Annotated in this window: 16 protein-coding genes and 1 pseudogene; 11 read left to right on the forward strand and 6 right to left on the reverse strand. The window is 68.6% G+C overall.

Annotation, left to right across the window (positions count from 1 at the left end; genetic code table 11):
* Positions 1 to 114: 114 nt before the first annotated feature.
* Positions 115 to 771: an HAD family hydrolase gene (locus tag ACFULV_RS17135; RefSeq protein ID WP_378657641.1), complete on the forward strand. Its 657-nt coding sequence runs from the start codon at positions 115 to 117 to the stop codon at positions 769 to 771.
* 1 nt (position 772) lies between these two features.
* On the opposite strand, the gene ACFULV_RS17140 is transcribed toward ACFULV_RS17135, so the two are convergent.
* A complete protein-coding gene (locus tag ACFULV_RS17140) occupies positions 773 to 1,966 on the reverse strand; it encodes a DUF664 domain-containing protein (protein WP_378657643.1) in 1,194 nt (397 codons plus the stop codon).
* 112 nt (positions 1,967 to 2,078) lie between these two features.
* On the opposite strand from ACFULV_RS17140, the gene ACFULV_RS17145 reads away from it, so the two are divergent.
* From ACFULV_RS17145 to ACFULV_RS17155, 3 genes are read left to right on the forward strand one after another with little or no spacing between them, the layout of a single operon-like run.
* The gene (locus ACFULV_RS17145; protein ID WP_378631120.1) at positions 2,079 to 2,573 is read left to right on the forward strand and encodes a hypothetical protein; all 495 of its coding nucleotides are present in this window, start codon (positions 2,079 to 2,081) and stop codon (positions 2,571 to 2,573) included.
* Positions 2,560 to 3,090, forward strand: coding sequence for a MepB family protein (locus ACFULV_RS17150; protein WP_378657645.1), 531 nt, complete (start codon positions 2,560 to 2,562; stop codon positions 3,088 to 3,090). Before ACFULV_RS17145 ends, ACFULV_RS17150 begins: the two co-directional genes overlap by 14 nt.
* Positions 3,091 to 3,109: 19 nt before the next feature.
* Entirely contained in the window at positions 3,110 to 3,319 is a 210-nt protein-coding gene (locus tag ACFULV_RS17155; RefSeq protein WP_378657648.1) for a hypothetical protein, read from the forward strand.
* Between the two features lie 69 nt (positions 3,320 to 3,388).
* Here the strand turns inward: ACFULV_RS17155 and ACFULV_RS17160 are convergent, their stop codons facing one another.
* Entirely contained in the window at positions 3,389 to 4,171 is a 783-nt protein-coding gene (locus ACFULV_RS17160) for an ABC transporter ATP-binding protein (protein WP_378657651.1), read from the reverse strand.
* Complete coding sequence (locus ACFULV_RS17165; RefSeq protein WP_378657900.1) at positions 4,168 to 4,839, reverse strand: FadR/GntR family transcriptional regulator; 672 nt, start codon at positions 4,837 to 4,839, stop codon at positions 4,168 to 4,170. Before ACFULV_RS17165 ends, ACFULV_RS17160 begins: the two co-directional genes overlap by 4 nt.
* A gap of 265 nt (positions 4,840 to 5,104) precedes the next feature.
* Here ACFULV_RS17165 and ACFULV_RS17170 point away from each other — a divergent pair, with 265 nt between their 5' ends.
* Entirely contained in the window at positions 5,105 to 6,766 is a 1,662-nt protein-coding gene (locus ACFULV_RS17170) for a 2-isopropylmalate synthase (RefSeq protein WP_378657903.1), read from the forward strand.
* 48 nt (positions 6,767 to 6,814) lie between these two features.
* Here ACFULV_RS17170 and ACFULV_RS17175 read toward each other — a convergent pair whose 3' ends face one another.
* Positions 6,815 to 7,075 (reverse strand): hypothetical protein, encoded by a 261-nt coding sequence (locus tag ACFULV_RS17175; RefSeq protein ID WP_378657654.1) that lies wholly within the window; start codon positions 7,073 to 7,075, stop codon positions 6,815 to 6,817.
* A gap of 99 nt (positions 7,076 to 7,174) precedes the next feature.
* Positions 7,175 to 8,182 (reverse strand): YeiH family protein, encoded by a 1,008-nt coding sequence (locus tag ACFULV_RS17180; RefSeq protein WP_378657657.1) that lies wholly within the window; start codon positions 8,180 to 8,182, stop codon positions 7,175 to 7,177.
* 107 nt (positions 8,183 to 8,289) lie between these two features.
* On the opposite strand from ACFULV_RS17180, the gene ACFULV_RS17185 reads away from it, so the two are divergent.
* Together ACFULV_RS17185 and ACFULV_RS17190 are read left to right on the forward strand one after the other, a co-directional pair.
* The gene (locus tag ACFULV_RS17185; protein ID WP_378631132.1) at positions 8,290 to 8,895 is read left to right on the forward strand and encodes a YdcF family protein; all 606 of its coding nucleotides are present in this window, start codon (positions 8,290 to 8,292) and stop codon (positions 8,893 to 8,895) included.
* Between the two features lie 36 nt (positions 8,896 to 8,931).
* Positions 8,932 to 9,852 (forward strand): LysR substrate-binding domain-containing protein, encoded by a 921-nt coding sequence (locus ACFULV_RS17190; RefSeq protein WP_378631134.1) that lies wholly within the window; start codon positions 8,932 to 8,934, stop codon positions 9,850 to 9,852.
* Positions 9,853 to 9,864: 12 nt separating this feature from the next.
* Here the strand turns inward: ACFULV_RS17190 and ACFULV_RS17195 are convergent, their stop codons facing one another.
* Positions 9,865 to 11,010, reverse strand: coding sequence for a glycosyltransferase (locus ACFULV_RS17195; RefSeq protein WP_378657660.1), 1,146 nt, complete (start codon positions 11,008 to 11,010; stop codon positions 9,865 to 9,867).
* A 56-nt stretch (positions 11,011 to 11,066) separates the two neighbouring features.
* Between ACFULV_RS17195 and ACFULV_RS17200 the strand changes: the two genes are divergently transcribed.
* The 4 genes and pseudogenes from ACFULV_RS17200 (at position 11,067) to ACFULV_RS17215 (ending at position 15,587) form a co-directional block, all read left to right on the forward strand.
* Positions 11,067 to 11,660 (forward strand): TetR/AcrR family transcriptional regulator, encoded by a 594-nt coding sequence (locus ACFULV_RS17200; RefSeq protein ID WP_378631137.1) that lies wholly within the window; start codon positions 11,067 to 11,069, stop codon positions 11,658 to 11,660.
* A 160-nt stretch (positions 11,661 to 11,820) separates the two neighbouring features.
* Positions 11,821 to 12,630, forward strand: a complete 810-nt coding sequence (locus tag ACFULV_RS17205; protein ID WP_378657663.1) for a GntR family transcriptional regulator — start codon at positions 11,821 to 11,823, stop codon at positions 12,628 to 12,630.
* 5 nt (positions 12,631 to 12,635) lie between these two features.
* A pseudogene (locus tag ACFULV_RS17210) lies at positions 12,636 to 15,360 on the forward strand (fumarate reductase/succinate dehydrogenase flavoprotein subunit).
* Entirely contained in the window at positions 15,360 to 15,587 is a 228-nt protein-coding gene (locus ACFULV_RS17215; RefSeq protein ID WP_056816902.1) for a ferredoxin family protein, read from the forward strand. The pseudogene ACFULV_RS17210 and the gene ACFULV_RS17215 overlap by 1 nt, the downstream one beginning before the upstream one ends.
* Positions 15,588 to 15,595 lie beyond the last annotated feature (8 nt).

Below are 15,595 nucleotides of genomic sequence, written 5' to 3' on the forward strand. Positions count from 1 at the left end.
ATCGGTGTCGGGTCAACTAGGCTGGGTCCCGATCACCGAGTAGGTCCTACGTACCGGAGCGTCGGCGCACCAGCCGGTGGTGCCGCTCCGGGTGAGCGGCGAAAGGCTGAACGCATGGGTATCGCGGCGGTTGTGTTCGATATGGACGGCGTGCTGATCGATTCCGAGCCGATCTGGGAACAGGTCAGGCACGAGTACGTGGTCCTCAAAGGTGGCCGGTGGCAACCGGATTCGCAGAAGAAGATGATGGGGATGAACACCGTCGAGTGGTCGTCGTACCTGGCCGACGAGCTGGGTGTGGCCGAACCGGCCGACGAGGTGGCTGCCGCCGTCATCGACCTGATGGCCGACAAGTACGCCCACCACGTCCCGCTGCTGCCCGGCGCGGTCGACGCGGTGCGGCGGTGCGCGGGTTCCTGGAAACTCGGCCTGGCCAGCTCGTCACCGGCCACCTTGATCGATCTGGTGCTCGCGAAGTCCGGATTGCTCGACTATTTCACCGTGGTGCTGTCCACCGAGGAGGTCGGACGCGGCAAGCCCTCGCCCGACGTCTACCTCACCGTCGCACAGCGACTCGGCGTGGAGCCGAACGACTGTACGGCCGTCGAGGATTCGACCAATGGTCTGCGCTCCGCCCACAATGCCGGGATGCGCCTGATCGCGGCGCCGCGCCCGGAGTTCCCGCCACTGCCCGACGCCCTCGCCCTGGCCGACACCGTCATCGACGATCTCGACCAGCTCACCCCCGGCGTCGTGACCGGCGACGCCTGACTCAGAAGCTGCCGGTGACGCCGTCGATCCGCTCGCGCAGCAGGTCGGCGTGGCCGTTGTGGCGGGCGTATTCCTCGATCATGTGCAGGTACACCCAGCGCAACGTGTACTCGTCGCTGCGCCACGGCACGTGGAACACGTGGTCGAGGGAGAGCTCGGCGACGGCGGCGTCACAGGCGGCGACCTCGGCGTGAAAGGCCGCGAACACCGCCTCGGCGGGTAGCGAGGCGAGGTCGTCGAAATCGGCGTCGGGCTCGGCCTCGGAGCTGTAGACCGGTTCGACCTCCTCGCCCGCGGCGGAGGTCCGGAACCAGCCTCGCTCCACCTCGGTGAGATGCCGGACGAGGCCGAGCAGCGACAGCGAGGACGGCTCCACCGAGCGCGTGGCGAGCTGTTCGCCGTCGAGTCCACCACACTTGCCGAGCAGGGTCTGGCGATGAAAGTCCAACCAGGACTGCAACATCGGCCGCTCGTCCGCGCCGACCAGGGTTCTGGTCGGCTCGAGTTCGGGAGCTGTCCACGTCATCGGTGCGAGGCTACCCGCCGTCATGGTGTGGCGCAGCTCGATTGTCAGCGGCTGGTGAATCGCGCCGCCGACTCGCCATCGAGACGGCCCGGGGGGAGTTTTCGCCCGCACAGCACGAGCAGCAGATCCTGCGCCGGTCCGGACAGCACCTCGCCTTCGCCGTAGCTGAAGTCGAGATCGTCTGCGCGCAACGCGATTCCCGCGGTCGACGCCGAAATACTTGGCCGAGCGTGGGTTCAGCGCTTCCAGCACCATGCGCATGCGGTCGAGGGGAACCGGATCGGTGTGGCCGAGAGCGACGGTGATGTCGAGGCCGTGGATCACATCGTGGCTCAGCGCGCCCGCGAAGCCGCCGCCCGGTGGCTTCCACGGGTGCTCGGTGTTGTCGCCGATGGCGGCGACCAATTCGGCGGTGCTCAGCCGTGCGGCGTCCTCGTGGGCCGCCCGGTCGGCCAGGCGATCGAAGTTGCCGCGCGCGGTGATCATGCCGAGGACGAAACGCGGTAGCGAGGTCCGGTACGGCATGCTCAGGTGCGCGGCGACCTCACGCACCCGCCAGCCGGCGCACAGTGTCGGCGCGTCCCAGGCGGCCTCGTCCAAGCCCGCCAAGAACTCCGCCGTCTCGGCACGCTGCCGTGCGGTCTCGGCCCTGACTTCGTTTTCGCGCACTGGTGGAGCCTCTCTGTCGACAGAAAACCTGCTGTCGATGTAGACGCTGTACGCGTCACCGATTCATCGGTCCGGCTGTTCACGATGTTCGCCGATCCGGCACACTGGCCCGATGGGTGCCCAGCGCGACGACCAGCCCGAAGTCGTAGTCCACGTCGGTGACGGCTCGGCGCAGCCACACCCCGTCGACCCTGCCCGACCCGGCGCCTCCGCCACCGATCCGGCGCCCGAGCACCCCTTCCTCCTCCTCACCCGCACCCCGACCGACTCCATCCAGGCGCGCTACCTCGACGACGGCACCTACGAACTCGAGCACACCACCGGCGCCGAACACCGCCAGCTGTTCACCACCGACGCCCTGCTGGTCCGCGACATCGTCTGGTCCTGGATCCAACGCGACACCTGGTGGTCCGACACCGTCGCCTGGACCACCGTCGACCCCGCCATCGCCGAACTCCACGCCCTGCACTCCGAGCTGTCCGGGATGCTCGACGGCATGTCTGTGCTGGACACCGTCACCGACGAACTGGACCGAGCTCTCTCCCGAGCCGACGAACTCCTCGACAACTTCGACGCCGATTTCGAAGCCTCGGATGACGCACCCTGACCTCCTCGCGGCGCGAAACCTCATCGCCTCGCTGGGACTGGACATGTCGGCCACGGTTCTCGAGACGCAGAACGCGGAATACGGAGCATCCGTGGCCGAGGCCGGTCGTGGCTGGGTGAGATTCCGGGTGGGCAAGCGGACTCCGGCGAAGCCGGGTCTGTTCGTAACCGTGTGGCAGCGTGCCGAGGACGGCTCGACCGAGCCGTTCGCCGTGGAGGACGGTGTCGACCTGCTGGTGATCACCGTTCGCGAGGAATCGCGTGCCGGACAGTTCGTCTTCCCGCGAAGCGCCCTCGTCGAAGACGGAATCGTTTCCGTAGCCGGTCATGGCGGCAAACGCGGGTTCCGCCTGTACCCGCCGTGGTCCGCGACCCGGAACAAGCAAGCGCAGAAGTCGCAGCGGTGGCAGTCCGCCTACTTTCTCGATCTCGAAAACATCGACCGGCAGCGCGCTCGCCACCTCTACGAACCGATCCTTCCCCCCTTTGTCCCATCACACAACGGCGATGCCCGCTGACGTGAATTACAGTGGCGCCGTGGGGTTCACCGACTACGGACCGGGCGATGTCGTGTATTTCCCGGCGGGCCCGTTCAGCGGCATCTGCGGGGTTGTCCGGGAGGTCGACGCACGACGCGCGGAGCTGAGAATCGAGTTCGGGGAGGGAACCGTCCATCGTGAGGGAAATGTCCTGCGCGAGCGCCGACACAAACTGACCGTCGGATTCGACGATGTCGAGCTGGTCTAGCTCCCTCCGACGCCGTTATGCGCGGTGGCTCGCGGCGCGTGAAGTGTTGCCCGGGTGGGCATTCGGTGTTCAGCGGGCGCGGGCGCTCCAGCGGCCGTCGTAGCGGACTTCGATCGGGTGGGCGAAGGCGGTGGAGACGTGGTCGGTGGTGATGACGTCGGTGGCGGGGCCCGCGGCGACGGTGTGGCCGTTGGCGATGAGGAGGGCGTGGGTGGTGGTGCTCGGGAGTTCCTCGAGGTGATGGGTGACCAGGATCGAGGCGACCTCGGGGTGGGTGCGATCGAGGGTGTCGATGGTGGTGAGGAGTTGCTCACGGGCGGCCAGGTCGAGGCCGGTCGACGGTTCGTCCAGGAGCAGGACATCGGGGTCGCTGATCAGGGCGCGGGCGATGAGGGTGCGGCCGCGTTCGCCCTGGGACAGGGTGGGCCAGATGTCGTCGGCCTTGCCGGACAGGCCGAGGGTGTCGATGATCGCGGCGGCACGGGCGAGGTCGTCGGAGGTCGGCGACCACCGCATCGGGGTATCGATGGTGCCGGTGACACCGGTGAGGACGACCTCGCGCACGGTGAGGGCATAGCGCAGCGGATGGCGCGGGTTGACGTGGCCGATCGAGCGTCGCAGCCGGGCCAGCTCCACCCGGCCGAACTGTTCGCCGAGCACCCGCACCGCGCCGGTGGTGGGGAAGGTGACCGCGCCGCAGAAGCCGAGCAGCGTGCTCTTGCCCGCACCGTTGGGGCCCAGCAGAGCCCAGTGCTCACCGGCCCGGACGGTCAGTGAGATCCCGTTGATGATCTTCTTGCCGTCGCGCCGGAAGGTCACGTCGTCGAGTTCGATCACGGGGGCGCCGGTCATGTGAAGGCCTCCTTCAGAGCGGACAGGTGGGTGCGGCTGAATTCCGCGGCGGCAGTGGGAGTTCGGTCGGCGATCGCCTGGGCGAGTTGTTCGTGCGCGCAGTGGTCGGCCTCCTCGGAGCGGACCGGGCGCAACTCGAGCATGTCGATCATGGCCAGGCGCAGCCGCGGCAGGAAGCTGTCGAACAGCTGGGTGAGCACATCGTTGTGCGCGGCCACGATGACCGCGCGATGAAAGGCCATATCGGCATCGACGTGCGCGGCGACGGTCTGGCCCTCGGCCCGACGACCGGCCAGTGCGCGCCGGATGGCCCGCAGATCGGCAGGCGTGCGCCGCTGTGCCGCGAGCGCGGCGGCCTCGGCCTCGATCGCGATGCGCGCCTCGATCACCGCGGCGATGGTGGCGCCACGCAGCACGACATCCCAGTCCTCGGACACGTCGAGCGCGGTGACGAAGACCCCGGCGCCCTGCCTGCTGTCGAGCACGCCTTTGCCCGCGAGCTCTCTGATCGCCTCGCGCAGCGTCGATCGGCCCACACCCAGCTGGGCGGCGAGCAGCGTCTCACCCGGTAGCCGATGACCCAGTGGCCACTCGCCCGCACGGATCCGAGTGAGCAGTAGTTCGGCCGCTTGCGCGGCCAGCGGCTGACGTCTTACCTGCGATACCACCGGCATACCTCTCTACTTGTCTGAGGAGTTGTGGTAGAAGTGTACCCATCATGACCTACACCGCGCTTCTTCTCGGCCGCCACGGCGGGGCCTGACCGACCGGCCGCCCCGCCGTGGGGCTCCGTCATGGCCGGTCGTCGTCGTCTCGTGGCCCGATGTGGGCCGGGAAGCAGAGCAAGTCATGATCGAATTCCCCACCCTGACCACTCCCTCGGGCGCTGTCGCCGACGGCGCGCCCGCGTGGAATCGGCAGCGCCACTCGGCAATGCCCTCGTCTCGATACCGTGATGTCCATCGGCGCGTGGATGTTCCTGTCGGACACCGCGACTGGCCGAACGCGCGGCTGACCGCCGCGCCGCTGTGGGTCCCCGTCGACCTGCGTGACGGCAATCAGGCGCTGGCCGAACCGATGGACCCGGCGCGCAAACGCCGGTTCTTCGAGCTCCTGATCGCCATGGGCTACAAGGAGATCGAGGTCGGCTACCCGTCCGCCTCACAGACCGACTTCGATTTCGTGCGCCTGCTGGCCGACACCTCGATCGCCCCGCCGGACGTAACCGTCGTCGTGTTCACCCCGGCGCGGCGCGACCTGATCGAACGGACCGTCGAGTCGGTGCGCGGTATCACCAACGAGGTGGTGATCCACCTGTACACCGCCACCGCGCCGGTCTGGCGGGAGGTGGTCCTCGGCAAGGATCGTGCGCAACTGCGCGAATTGATCGTCGCCGGTGCCCGCGATGTGCTGGAACTGGCGGGCGAGCTGCCCCACGCGCGCTTCCAGTTCTCGCCGGAGGTGTTCAACCTGACCGAACCGGATTTCGCCCTCGAGATCTGCGACGCGGTCACCGAACTGTGGCAGGCGAGCGCGCAGCGTCCGGTGACGCTGAATCTGCCTGCGACAGTGGAGGTCGCGACCCCGAACATATACGCCGACCAGATCGAATACATGCACCGCAACCTGGCTCGCCGCGACGGCGTGATCCTGTCGGTGCACCCGCACAACGACCGGGGGACCGGTATCGCCTGCGCCGAGCTGGCCGTGCTCGCGGGCGCGCAACGCGTGGAAGGCTGTGTCTTCGGCAACGGTGAACGCACCGGCAACGTCGACATCGCCACACTGGCCCTGAATCTGCACGCCCAGGGTGTCGACCCGATGATCGACTTCTCCGACATCGACGAGATCCGGCGCACCGTCGAACACTGCACCCGCCTGCCCGTGCACGAGAGGCATCCGTACGTCGGCGATCTCGTCCACACCGCCTTCTCCGGCACCCATCAGGACGCGATCCGCAAGGGCATGGCCGAACATCGCGAGCGGGCAGCGGCCGAGGGCATCGCCGAGCGCGAATCACCGTGGCGGGTACCGTATCTGCCGATCGACCCCGCCGACCTCGGCCGCTCCTACGACGCCGTGATCCGGGTCAACTCCCAGTCGGGCAAGGGCGGTATCGCCTACCTGCTGCACACCGAATACGGCCTGGACCTGCCACGTCGTCTGCAGATCGATCTCGCGAAGCGGGTGCAGGAACACACCGACGACACCGGCGCGGAGATCACCGCCAAGGATCTGTTCACACTGTTCGAGCAGACCTACACCGTCTCCGATCAGCGAATCACGCTGGTGGGATGGCAGATCGCCGCCGGCGCCACCGGGATCGTCCTCGACGCACACGGCACCGAACGGCATTCGGTGCACCGCGAGGTGGGCCCGATCGAGGCACTGACCGCCGCACTCGACGAGGCGGGCTGTCGCATCGAGATCCTCGGCCTGACCCAGCATTCGGTGGACGAGGGCGCCGCAGGCACCGCCGTGAGCTACGTCGAGTACCGGGTGGCAGACCGCACCGGATGGGCATTCGGCCGCGACACCTCGGTCGTCGCGGCCTCGCTGGAAGCGGTGATGAACGCCGTCAACGCGGCGGGATAGGTCGATCGGGGCGGTCGCCAGGTCGGCCGCCCCGCAGCACCGGGCGAGTCAGTCCGCGTCGCCCTCGCACCAGTCGTCGAACGCGTCGAACTCCGGCTCGTACTGGGGTGGGATCGAATCCTCGATGGCATTCTCGATCGGATCCCACCTCGCGTTGCACCATTCGGGGGCGGGTGGCCACGACTCGATGTACTCGACCAACGGCGACGAGGGCGGCTCGGTGTCCTCGGCCGCCGCGACACCTGCGGTGGCCAGGGTCAATGCCGCGGCGGCACCCGCGGTGGCGACGATCCGGCAAACGCTGTTCATGACATCCTCCTGTCCGCGCCGACATGCGATGTCCCGCAATCCTAGCTCCGCGACGCGGGCCTGATCAGGCCCCGCGCGCACGTCGGTGGGGCGTTGTGGTCAGCACCAACCGGTCACGTACATGAGGCCGAGGCTGGTGGTGCCGAGGATCAGGCCGAGGGTGCCACCGAGGATCAGGGGGCGGATGCCCGCGGTGCGCAGGCGGGCGATGCTCAGCGAGGTGCCGATGGCGGCGAGGACGGCGGCGATCAGCCAACCGCTGAGTGTGGCGAGCGGTGCGGTGAGCTCGGTGGGAACGATGCCGAGGCCCGCGATGACGGAGGCGGCCAGGAACAAGATCACGAACAGGGGGACGGCCCGGCGCAGGGAGGCCTGGGGGAGATCGGTGTCCTCGGCGATGTGGCGGCGGCCGACGTGCAGGCCGACGCAGAGCGGGATGATGGCGAGGCTGCGAACCATCTTCACGATCACGGCGAACTGTGCCGCGCCCGCGCCGAAGATGACGCCGGCGGCCAAGACGGACGACGTGTCGTTGATCGCGGTGCCCGCCCAGAGCCCGAACGCCTCCTGCGACAGGCCGAGCGCGCGGCCCAGCGGCGGATACACCAGCACGGCCGTGACATTGAAGATGAAGATGGTGCACAGGGCGTAGGCGACCCGTTGCTTGTCGGGCCGCAGGACCGCGGTGGCGGCGGCGATCGCGGACGCGCCACAGATCGTGGTGCCCACGGCGATGAGGGTCGCCGACTCCTTGTCCACCGCGAGCATCCGTCCCACGAAGAACGCCGCCACACCGCCGACGAGCAGCGTCCCGATCAGCACCACCGCCGTCTCGCGCCCAACGCTCATCACCGACCCGAGCGGCAGGCCGAGCCCCAGCAGAACGATCGCCAGCCCGAGCAAGCGCTGCCGGGCGACGTCGAGCCCCGGGCCGAACGTCTCGCCCGTCACATCCTTGCGCCGCAGCACGATCCCGGCGACGGCGCCCGCACCGAGCGCGAGCACCGGCGTGCCGATCATCGGCAGCGCCTTGCCGAACGGCGTGGCCACGGTGGCCAGGAGCGCGCTGAGGATCAGGCCGGGAGCGAGAGCGGGTACGCGGTTCACTCCTTCACCCTCGCGGTACGCAGGAGCCCGAGGTAGAGAGCGAATTCGCAGGTGGTCATAATTTCGGCTTATGGCCCTGCCGGCGGGGTGTGTGGTTTGCTGGAGACGTGCGGAAACGAACCCGGCTGACGATCGCCACCGGTGTCGGATTGATGCTGTGGGGCGAATGGGCGAATCGACGGGCCTCCCGTCGGGGCGTCGGAGCCCCACGCTCCGGGTCGGAGGCCGTCGTGGTCCTCGGGTATCGCAACACCGGTTCGCGCGCCAACGGCATGAACCGCTGGCGAGTGCGCGCCGGTCTACGATCCATCGATCCGCACGCGTCCGAGACTCGCCTCGTGCTGTGTGGAGGTGCCTGCGCGGGACCGGAGACCGAGGCGGCGCTGATGGGCCGCTACGCCGTGGAAACCCGCGGTTACGAGGGCGAACTCGTTCTGGAGGAGTCGAGCCGGTCCACCTGGGAGAACATCGCCTTCGCGATCCCGTACCTGAAGGACGTCGACCGGATCAAGATCGTCTCGCTGCCGACGCATGCCGAGACCGCCCGCGCCTATCTCGCCGAACAGAGCCCGGAACTGGCCGTTCGCCTGGTCCCCGGCCGGGAGTACCGGTTCGGCGAATGGATGCCGCTGAAACCGGTGTTCGCCCTCTACGGTGTGGCGAAGAAGCTGCGAGGCCGATTCGGTCCCGATCACGGCGGCTACGGTGCCTGATGTGGTGTCGCACCACCCGTCACCCATAATCGGGCCATGACCCTGCCACCCGGAACCCCCGACCTGGAGGTCCTCGATCTCCTGGTGTCGGTGGCGGAGCTGGGTAGTCTCGGCGCCGCCGCCCGCAGGCACGGGATCAGCCAGCCGGCCGCGAGTATGCGGATCAGCGCACTGGAACGCCGCCTGCACGTGAAGCTACTCGACCGCGCGCCGACCGGGTCCGAACTCACCGACGCCGGTCGCGCCGTCGTCGCCCACGCGCGTACCGTCCTGGCCGCCGTCGCAGACCTCGTCGACGATGTCGCCCGCCTGCGCGCCGCGCAAGCTCCGCGCCTGCGCATCGCCGCCTCCAAAACCATTGCCGACCACCGCATTCCGCACTGGCTGGCCGCACTGCGCGCCGATCACCCCGAGGTCGTGATCTCCCTCGAGGTCGAGAACTCCACCCAGGTCGCGGGCCTCGTGCGGGACGGCACCGCCGATCTGGGCTTCGTGGAAGGCCCGCACCCACCGGCCGGACTCGGCAGCCGCGTGCTGGGCGCCGACGACCTCGTCGTAGTCGTGGCGCCGAATCATCCATGGGCACAACGGAAGACCCCGGTCACGCTGACGGAGCTGGCAGGCACCGCCCTGCTGTGGCGCGAACCGGGTTCGGGTACCCGCGACACCGTGTGGGACCTGCTCGCCACCGCGGCCCCACCCATGGGCCCGGCGGCCGAACTCGGGTCTACCGCCGCGATCGTGGCCGCCGCCCGAACCGGGATGGCACCCGCTGTCCTGAGTCGATTGATCGCCGCACCCGACCTCGTCACCGGCACCCTCGTGGAAGTCCCCTCGGCCGAGGCCGCCCGGCTGACCCGCAAATTCCGGGCCATCTGGCGCCGCAACACCCCGCCGACCGGGCCGGGCGAACTGCTCGTGGAGCGCGCCGCGCTGCTCGAGAACGCGCGCGGTTGAGCGTCACCGGTCCTATCCCAGCGCCTCGAGCACGGCAACGGCCTTCGCCGCGCCGCCGTATTCGCTGATGCTGACGGCCAACTGTTCGGCGGACGAGGCGAAGCTGCGCTCGCCGAGGATCTGTGCGGCGGTCTGTGCGATCACCTCGCTGCTCGTGTCGGGCATCAGCATCAGGCCCGCGCCGAGGGTTCGGACCTGCTCTGCGTTGAAGAACTGATCGCGGCCCATCGGGGTGCACAGCAGCGGCACGCCACGACCGAGCGCGGCCATGGTCGTTCCGAGCCCGGCGTGGGTGATCACCAGTGATGCCGAAGGGAGGATGTCGGCGTGTGGCGCGTACCGCACGACCTGGGTATCCACCCCCGCACGCACGGTCGCCGGGTCGATCGCCGCCCCGGTCGTGACAATGGCGCGCACCGGCATCCGCGCGACCGCATCGACACAGCGCTGCAACAGATCGGCCTGACCTTGCTCGCTCGTGCTCAGCGCCACCAGAACCAGTGGCTTCGCACCGTCACCGACATCGACCTCGTCGATCTCGCGCGACAACGCGGGCGCGTCGAGCACCGGTCCGACGCGGACCACGTTGGCTGCGTCCGCGACATCGGGCTCGAACTCCTCGGGCACCGCGACGAGCGCCCGCGCGCACGCGTCGTGGATCTCGGCGAGACTCTCGATCGCGGGCAGGCCCAGCTCCGCGCGTGCCGCGTTCGCGATCGCGATACCCGGGGTGAACATCTCGACCAATGGTCCGCCCCGAAAGATGCTGTACGCCGTGTGGAACAGGGTCGCGGTCGGAGTGCCCGAGGCCAGTGCGACGTCGATAGCGGTGAAGAGCAGACAATCGACGATCACCACATCAGCGGGCTCGCGGTCCAGCTCCTGTGCGAGGTCCCGCGCGATCGCGGAACTGAAGCACAGCTCCTCGATCATGAGCTTCACTTCGGCCTCGAAGTCGTCCGGGGTGTCCATCGCGTCCCAGCCCTCGCTCTGGGTCAAGGTGACGAAGCGGGCGCCGACATCGGCGCATCGTCGAGTGATCGTCTCGTGTCCGAGTATTCGGACGTCGTGGCCGCGATCGACCAGCGCGCGTGCGATGCCGAGCGTCGGGACGAGGTTTCCCGCACCGTCCCAGGTGGTGATCAGGTAGCGAGCCATGACGTTCCTCCTCGAGGATTGCTTGACAGCTTGTAAAGTACGGTAAGGTTGACAGCGTGTCAAGTGGCGGACGGCCCCAAACCCGGACTCAGATCCTCGAGTCGGCGCGCGCGATGTTCGAGGAACACGGCTATCACGGCGCCGGCCTCGGAGCTGTCGCGAAAGAGGCCGGGGTCTCGCGCCAGGCGATCTACCTGCATTTTCCGTCGAAGATCGAGCTGTTGACGGCCCTGCATCTGCATATCTACGCCACCGATGTCGTTCCGGTTCTCGAGCGGCATCCGGTCACGGACACGATGACCGCGTGGGAGGCGCTCGACGCGACAATCGCCGCCGATGTCGAGGTCGCGTCCAGGGTGTGGCGGATTCACGAGGCGCTGGTGGTGGCTCGGCGCCAGCATCCCGAAGTCGAGGAGACATTGCGGGTACGCGAGGCGGATCGCTACGGTGAGCTGCTAGAACTCGGGCGGCGACTCGAGCGAGAGGGCGCACTGCCGCCGCGGATCGACGTCGATGCGGTGGCCGACATGCTGTGGGGCCTGGTCAACACCGGGACCTACGGCAATCTGGTCAACGAACGAGGTTGGTCGCTCGACCGGTACAGGTGCTGGGTACGCGACACGATCCACCTCCATCTCGGCGCGAAGTGATCGCGCAGGGGGCGGTCCGGCCACCGCGGTGGTGGTGGGATTCGTAGTGATGCCGGAATCATCGCAGGTCACGGCCCTCGTCGACGGTCAGGAACTGGCGTAACCATCCGGTAATTGCCCGAAACGTCCGTCGTAACGCGGCGTTCGCAGCATTTGCCGCATGACAGCCACTCCAACCTCCTCGGCGAGGCCACGGCCTCCCGATCCGGGTTCGGGCAGACGCAGCGCACCGGCCCGGCGCATCCGCGACATCCTGCGCGCACGTATCCGCAGCGGCGTCTACGGCACCCGCGCACTGCCCGCCGAAGCCCAGCTCGCCGCCGACTTCGCCACCAGCCGCAATATCGTGCGCGACGCGCTCACCCTGCTCCGCGACGAAGGCCTGATCGACCGCGTTCCCGGTGCGGGCACCTTCGTCGTCGCCGACAAGGCGGTGCAGGGCCTCGACCGCCTGCGTGGCCTCGCCGAAACCTTCGAGACCAGCAGCGACCGGGTGGTGAACCAGGTCCTGCTCGCCGAGGTCGTGCCCGCCACACCGTTGATCGCCGAACGGCTCGAGCTCCAGCCCGGCGACCCGGTCGTCGCCCTGGAACGGGTGCGCTACCTCGACGGGGCACCGCTCTCGCTCGACGCCAGCTACCTCACCGCCGACGTCGGCATCCCGCTCCTGGACAAAGACCTCACCGGCTGCGATGTGTTCGGCCTGCTCGAAGCCGAACTCGGCCTGCCACTGGGCTCAGCCGCGGTCGCGATCGAGGCGGTCGCCGCCGATCCCACCGTCGCCGGACTGTTGCAGGTCCGTGCGGGATCTCCGCTGCTGTTCCTGGAACGGCTCACCTACACCGACTCCGGTCGACCCGTCGATCTCGAATACATCCGCTATCGCGGCGACCGGTTCTCCCTGTCCGGGCGGCTCGACCGCGTCCCGGTGACCCCGCGGCGCACCCGCGACAACCACGAAAGGGGTTGATCCCCATGCAGATTCCACCGCTGACCGACCGGCGAGAACTGGTCTGCGACGTCCTGATCGTCGGTGGCGGCACCGCGGGCACCATGGCCGCGCTCACCGCCGCCCGCCACGGCGCCCGCGTGCTGCTGCTCGAGAAAGCCCACGTCCGGCACTCCGGCGCACTCGCCATGGGCATGGACGGCGTGAACAACGCCGTGGTCCCGGGCAAGGCGAGCCCGGAGGACTACGTCGCCGACATCACCGTCGCCAACGACGGCATCGTCAACCAGCGCACCGTCTACGAAACCGCCACCCGGGGTTTCGAGATGGTCCAGCGCCTCGAGGGCTACGGCGTCAAATTCGAGAAGGACGAGCACGGCGAATACGCGGTCCGCAAGGTGCACCGCTCCGGCTCCTACGTCCTGCCGATGCCCGAGGGGCGCGACGTGAAGAAGGTGCTCTACCGCACCCTGCGCGCCCGCGACGTCCGATCCAAGGTGACCATCAGCAACCGGGTGATGCCGGTGCGGGTGCTCACCGTCGACGGTCGGGCGGTCGGCGCGGTCGGATTCGACACGCGCACCGGCGAATTCGTCACCATCTCGGCTGGCGCGGTGATCCTGGCAGCGGGAGCGTGTGGCCGGCTCGGACTGCCCGCGTCGGGCTATCTCTACGGCACCTACGAGAACCCCACCAACGCCGGTGACGGCTACGCCATGGCCTATCACGCCGGCGCGGAGCTCTCGGGTATCGAGTGTTTCCAGATCAACCCGCTGATCAAGGACTACAACGGTCCTGCTTGCGCGTACGTGGCGAATCCGTTCGGCGGCTATCAGGTCAACTCCGAAGGCAATCGCTTCGTCGACTGCGATTACTGGTCCGGTCAGATGATGGCCGAGGTCAAACGCGAACTCGACAGCGCCCGCGGCCCGATCTACCTGAAACTGAGCCACCTGCCCGATGCCACGATCCGCGAGATCGAAGGCATCCTGCACACCACCGAACGCCCCACCCGCGGCACCTTCCACGAAGGCCGCGGCACCGACTACCGCACCAGCGATATCGAGATGCACATCTCCGAGATCGGTTTGTGCAGTGGGCATTCCGCGTCGGGAGTCTGGGTCGACGAACACGCCGCCACCACCGTGCCCGGCCTCTACGCGGCGGGCGATATGGCGCTGGTGCCGCACAACTACATGATCGGCGCCTTCGTCTACGGCGACATCGCCGGTGAGCACGCGAGCGAATTCGCCCGTGGCGCGGCACATCCAGCGCTGCCCGCCGATCAGATCGAGGCCGCTCACGAGCTCATCTACCGCCCGCTGCGCAACCCGGACGGCCCACCCCAAACCCAGGTCGAGTACAAACTGCGTCGCTTCGTCAACGACTACCTCCAGCCGCCCAAGGCGCAGTCGTATCTGACGCTGGGTGTCGAGGCGTTCGAACGGATGAACACCGACATCGCCGCGATGGGCGGCCAGACGCCGCATGAACTGATGCGCTGCGCCGAGGTGACCTTCATTCGCGACTGCGCCGAAATGGCGGCCCGGGCCTCGCTGCGACGCACCGAAAGCCGTTGGGGGCTCTACCATCAGCGTGCCGACTGGCCCGGACGCAACGATGCCGAATGGTTCTGTCATTTGAACCTGTATCGCGGCGCCACCGGGGCGATGGAGTTCCGCACCAGGCCGGTCGCCCCCTACATCGTGCGGGTGCCGGGCTTCGTCCGTCCCGACGGCGTCGCCGATGTCTCCGCGCCCGAACTCGTCGGCGCTTGGGGTGCGCGATGAGCACACCCGTGCCGTGCCCGCGCAATGTCGGCGACCTCGACGTGCGGGGTGTCCGATGAGCGCCCGCCTGCTGGCCCTGCTCGAACTGGCCGACGAGTGCCCCGAGCTCGACGAACTCACCCCGTTCATCACCGACCCCGACCCGGAGGTGCGCCGTACGGCACTGTCGGTGCTCAGCGAGACCACCGACGCCTGGGCCGAGGCCGCTCCGATCTTCGCCACCGCACTGGCCGATGTCGATGTCGACGTGCGGCACGCCGCCATCGGCTTGCTCACCGAACTCCTCGAGGTCATCGTGCCCGGTCCGGAATTCGATGCGGCGCTGCGCCAATGTGTCACCGCAGCGGAGCCTGCGGTGCGCTCGGCCGCGATCGAGGCGCTGTGGCGGCACCGCAGGACCGATGCGGCGGAGCTGGTGGGGTGGCTCGCCGATCCGAACGCGGCGGTTCGTCGCACCGTCGTGGGCGGGCTCACCTCTGTCGACGCTCTCGACGAACTGAGCCTCGGCGCCGCTGACGAAGACGAGGACGTGCGCATCGCAGTGGCGAAAGGGGTTGCGGCGATCGGTGATCCACGCGGCGCGGTGACCCTGCTCGTCCTCGCCGCCGACCCCCGGCCGCTTGTCCGGGCCGCCGCGCTGTCGAGTCTGGCCGGGACCGGCTGCGACGAACACGCTGCCGCGGCGGCCGCCGCATCGATGACCGACCCGGCCTGGCAGGTCCGGCAGGCGGCGGCCATCGCCCTGGCCGCCGCCGACCCCGAACTCGCCGCGGCACCGCTGCTGTCGGCGGTCTCCGATCCCAACCTCGACGTCCGCAAGGCGGCGGTGCGCGCACTGGCCGAGCGGATCGCCGAACGACGCGACATCACCACGGCGCTGCAGGCCGCGCTCGACGACCCGGACGCCGATGTCCGCGCCTTCGCCCGCATCGGCATCGCCAACTCTGGAAAGGAACTCTGATGGCCCAGGTCAATGCCCGTCTCGACGTCCCCGTCTCGGTCGACGAAGCGAAATGTATCGACGGCTGCACCCTCTGCGTGGACATGTGCCCACTCGATTCCCTTGCCATCCACCCGGATTCGGGCAAGGCCTACATGCACGTCGACGAATGCTGGTACTGCGGGCCGTGTGCCGCGCGGTGCCCGGTCGGCGCCGTCACCGTGAACATCCCGTTTCTGTTGCGTTGAGAGAGCCG

It is taken from the genome of Nocardia sp. NPDC057272 (assembly GCF_042668615.1).
Classification (GTDB): Bacteria; Actinomycetota; Actinomycetes; order Mycobacteriales; family Mycobacteriaceae; genus Nocardia.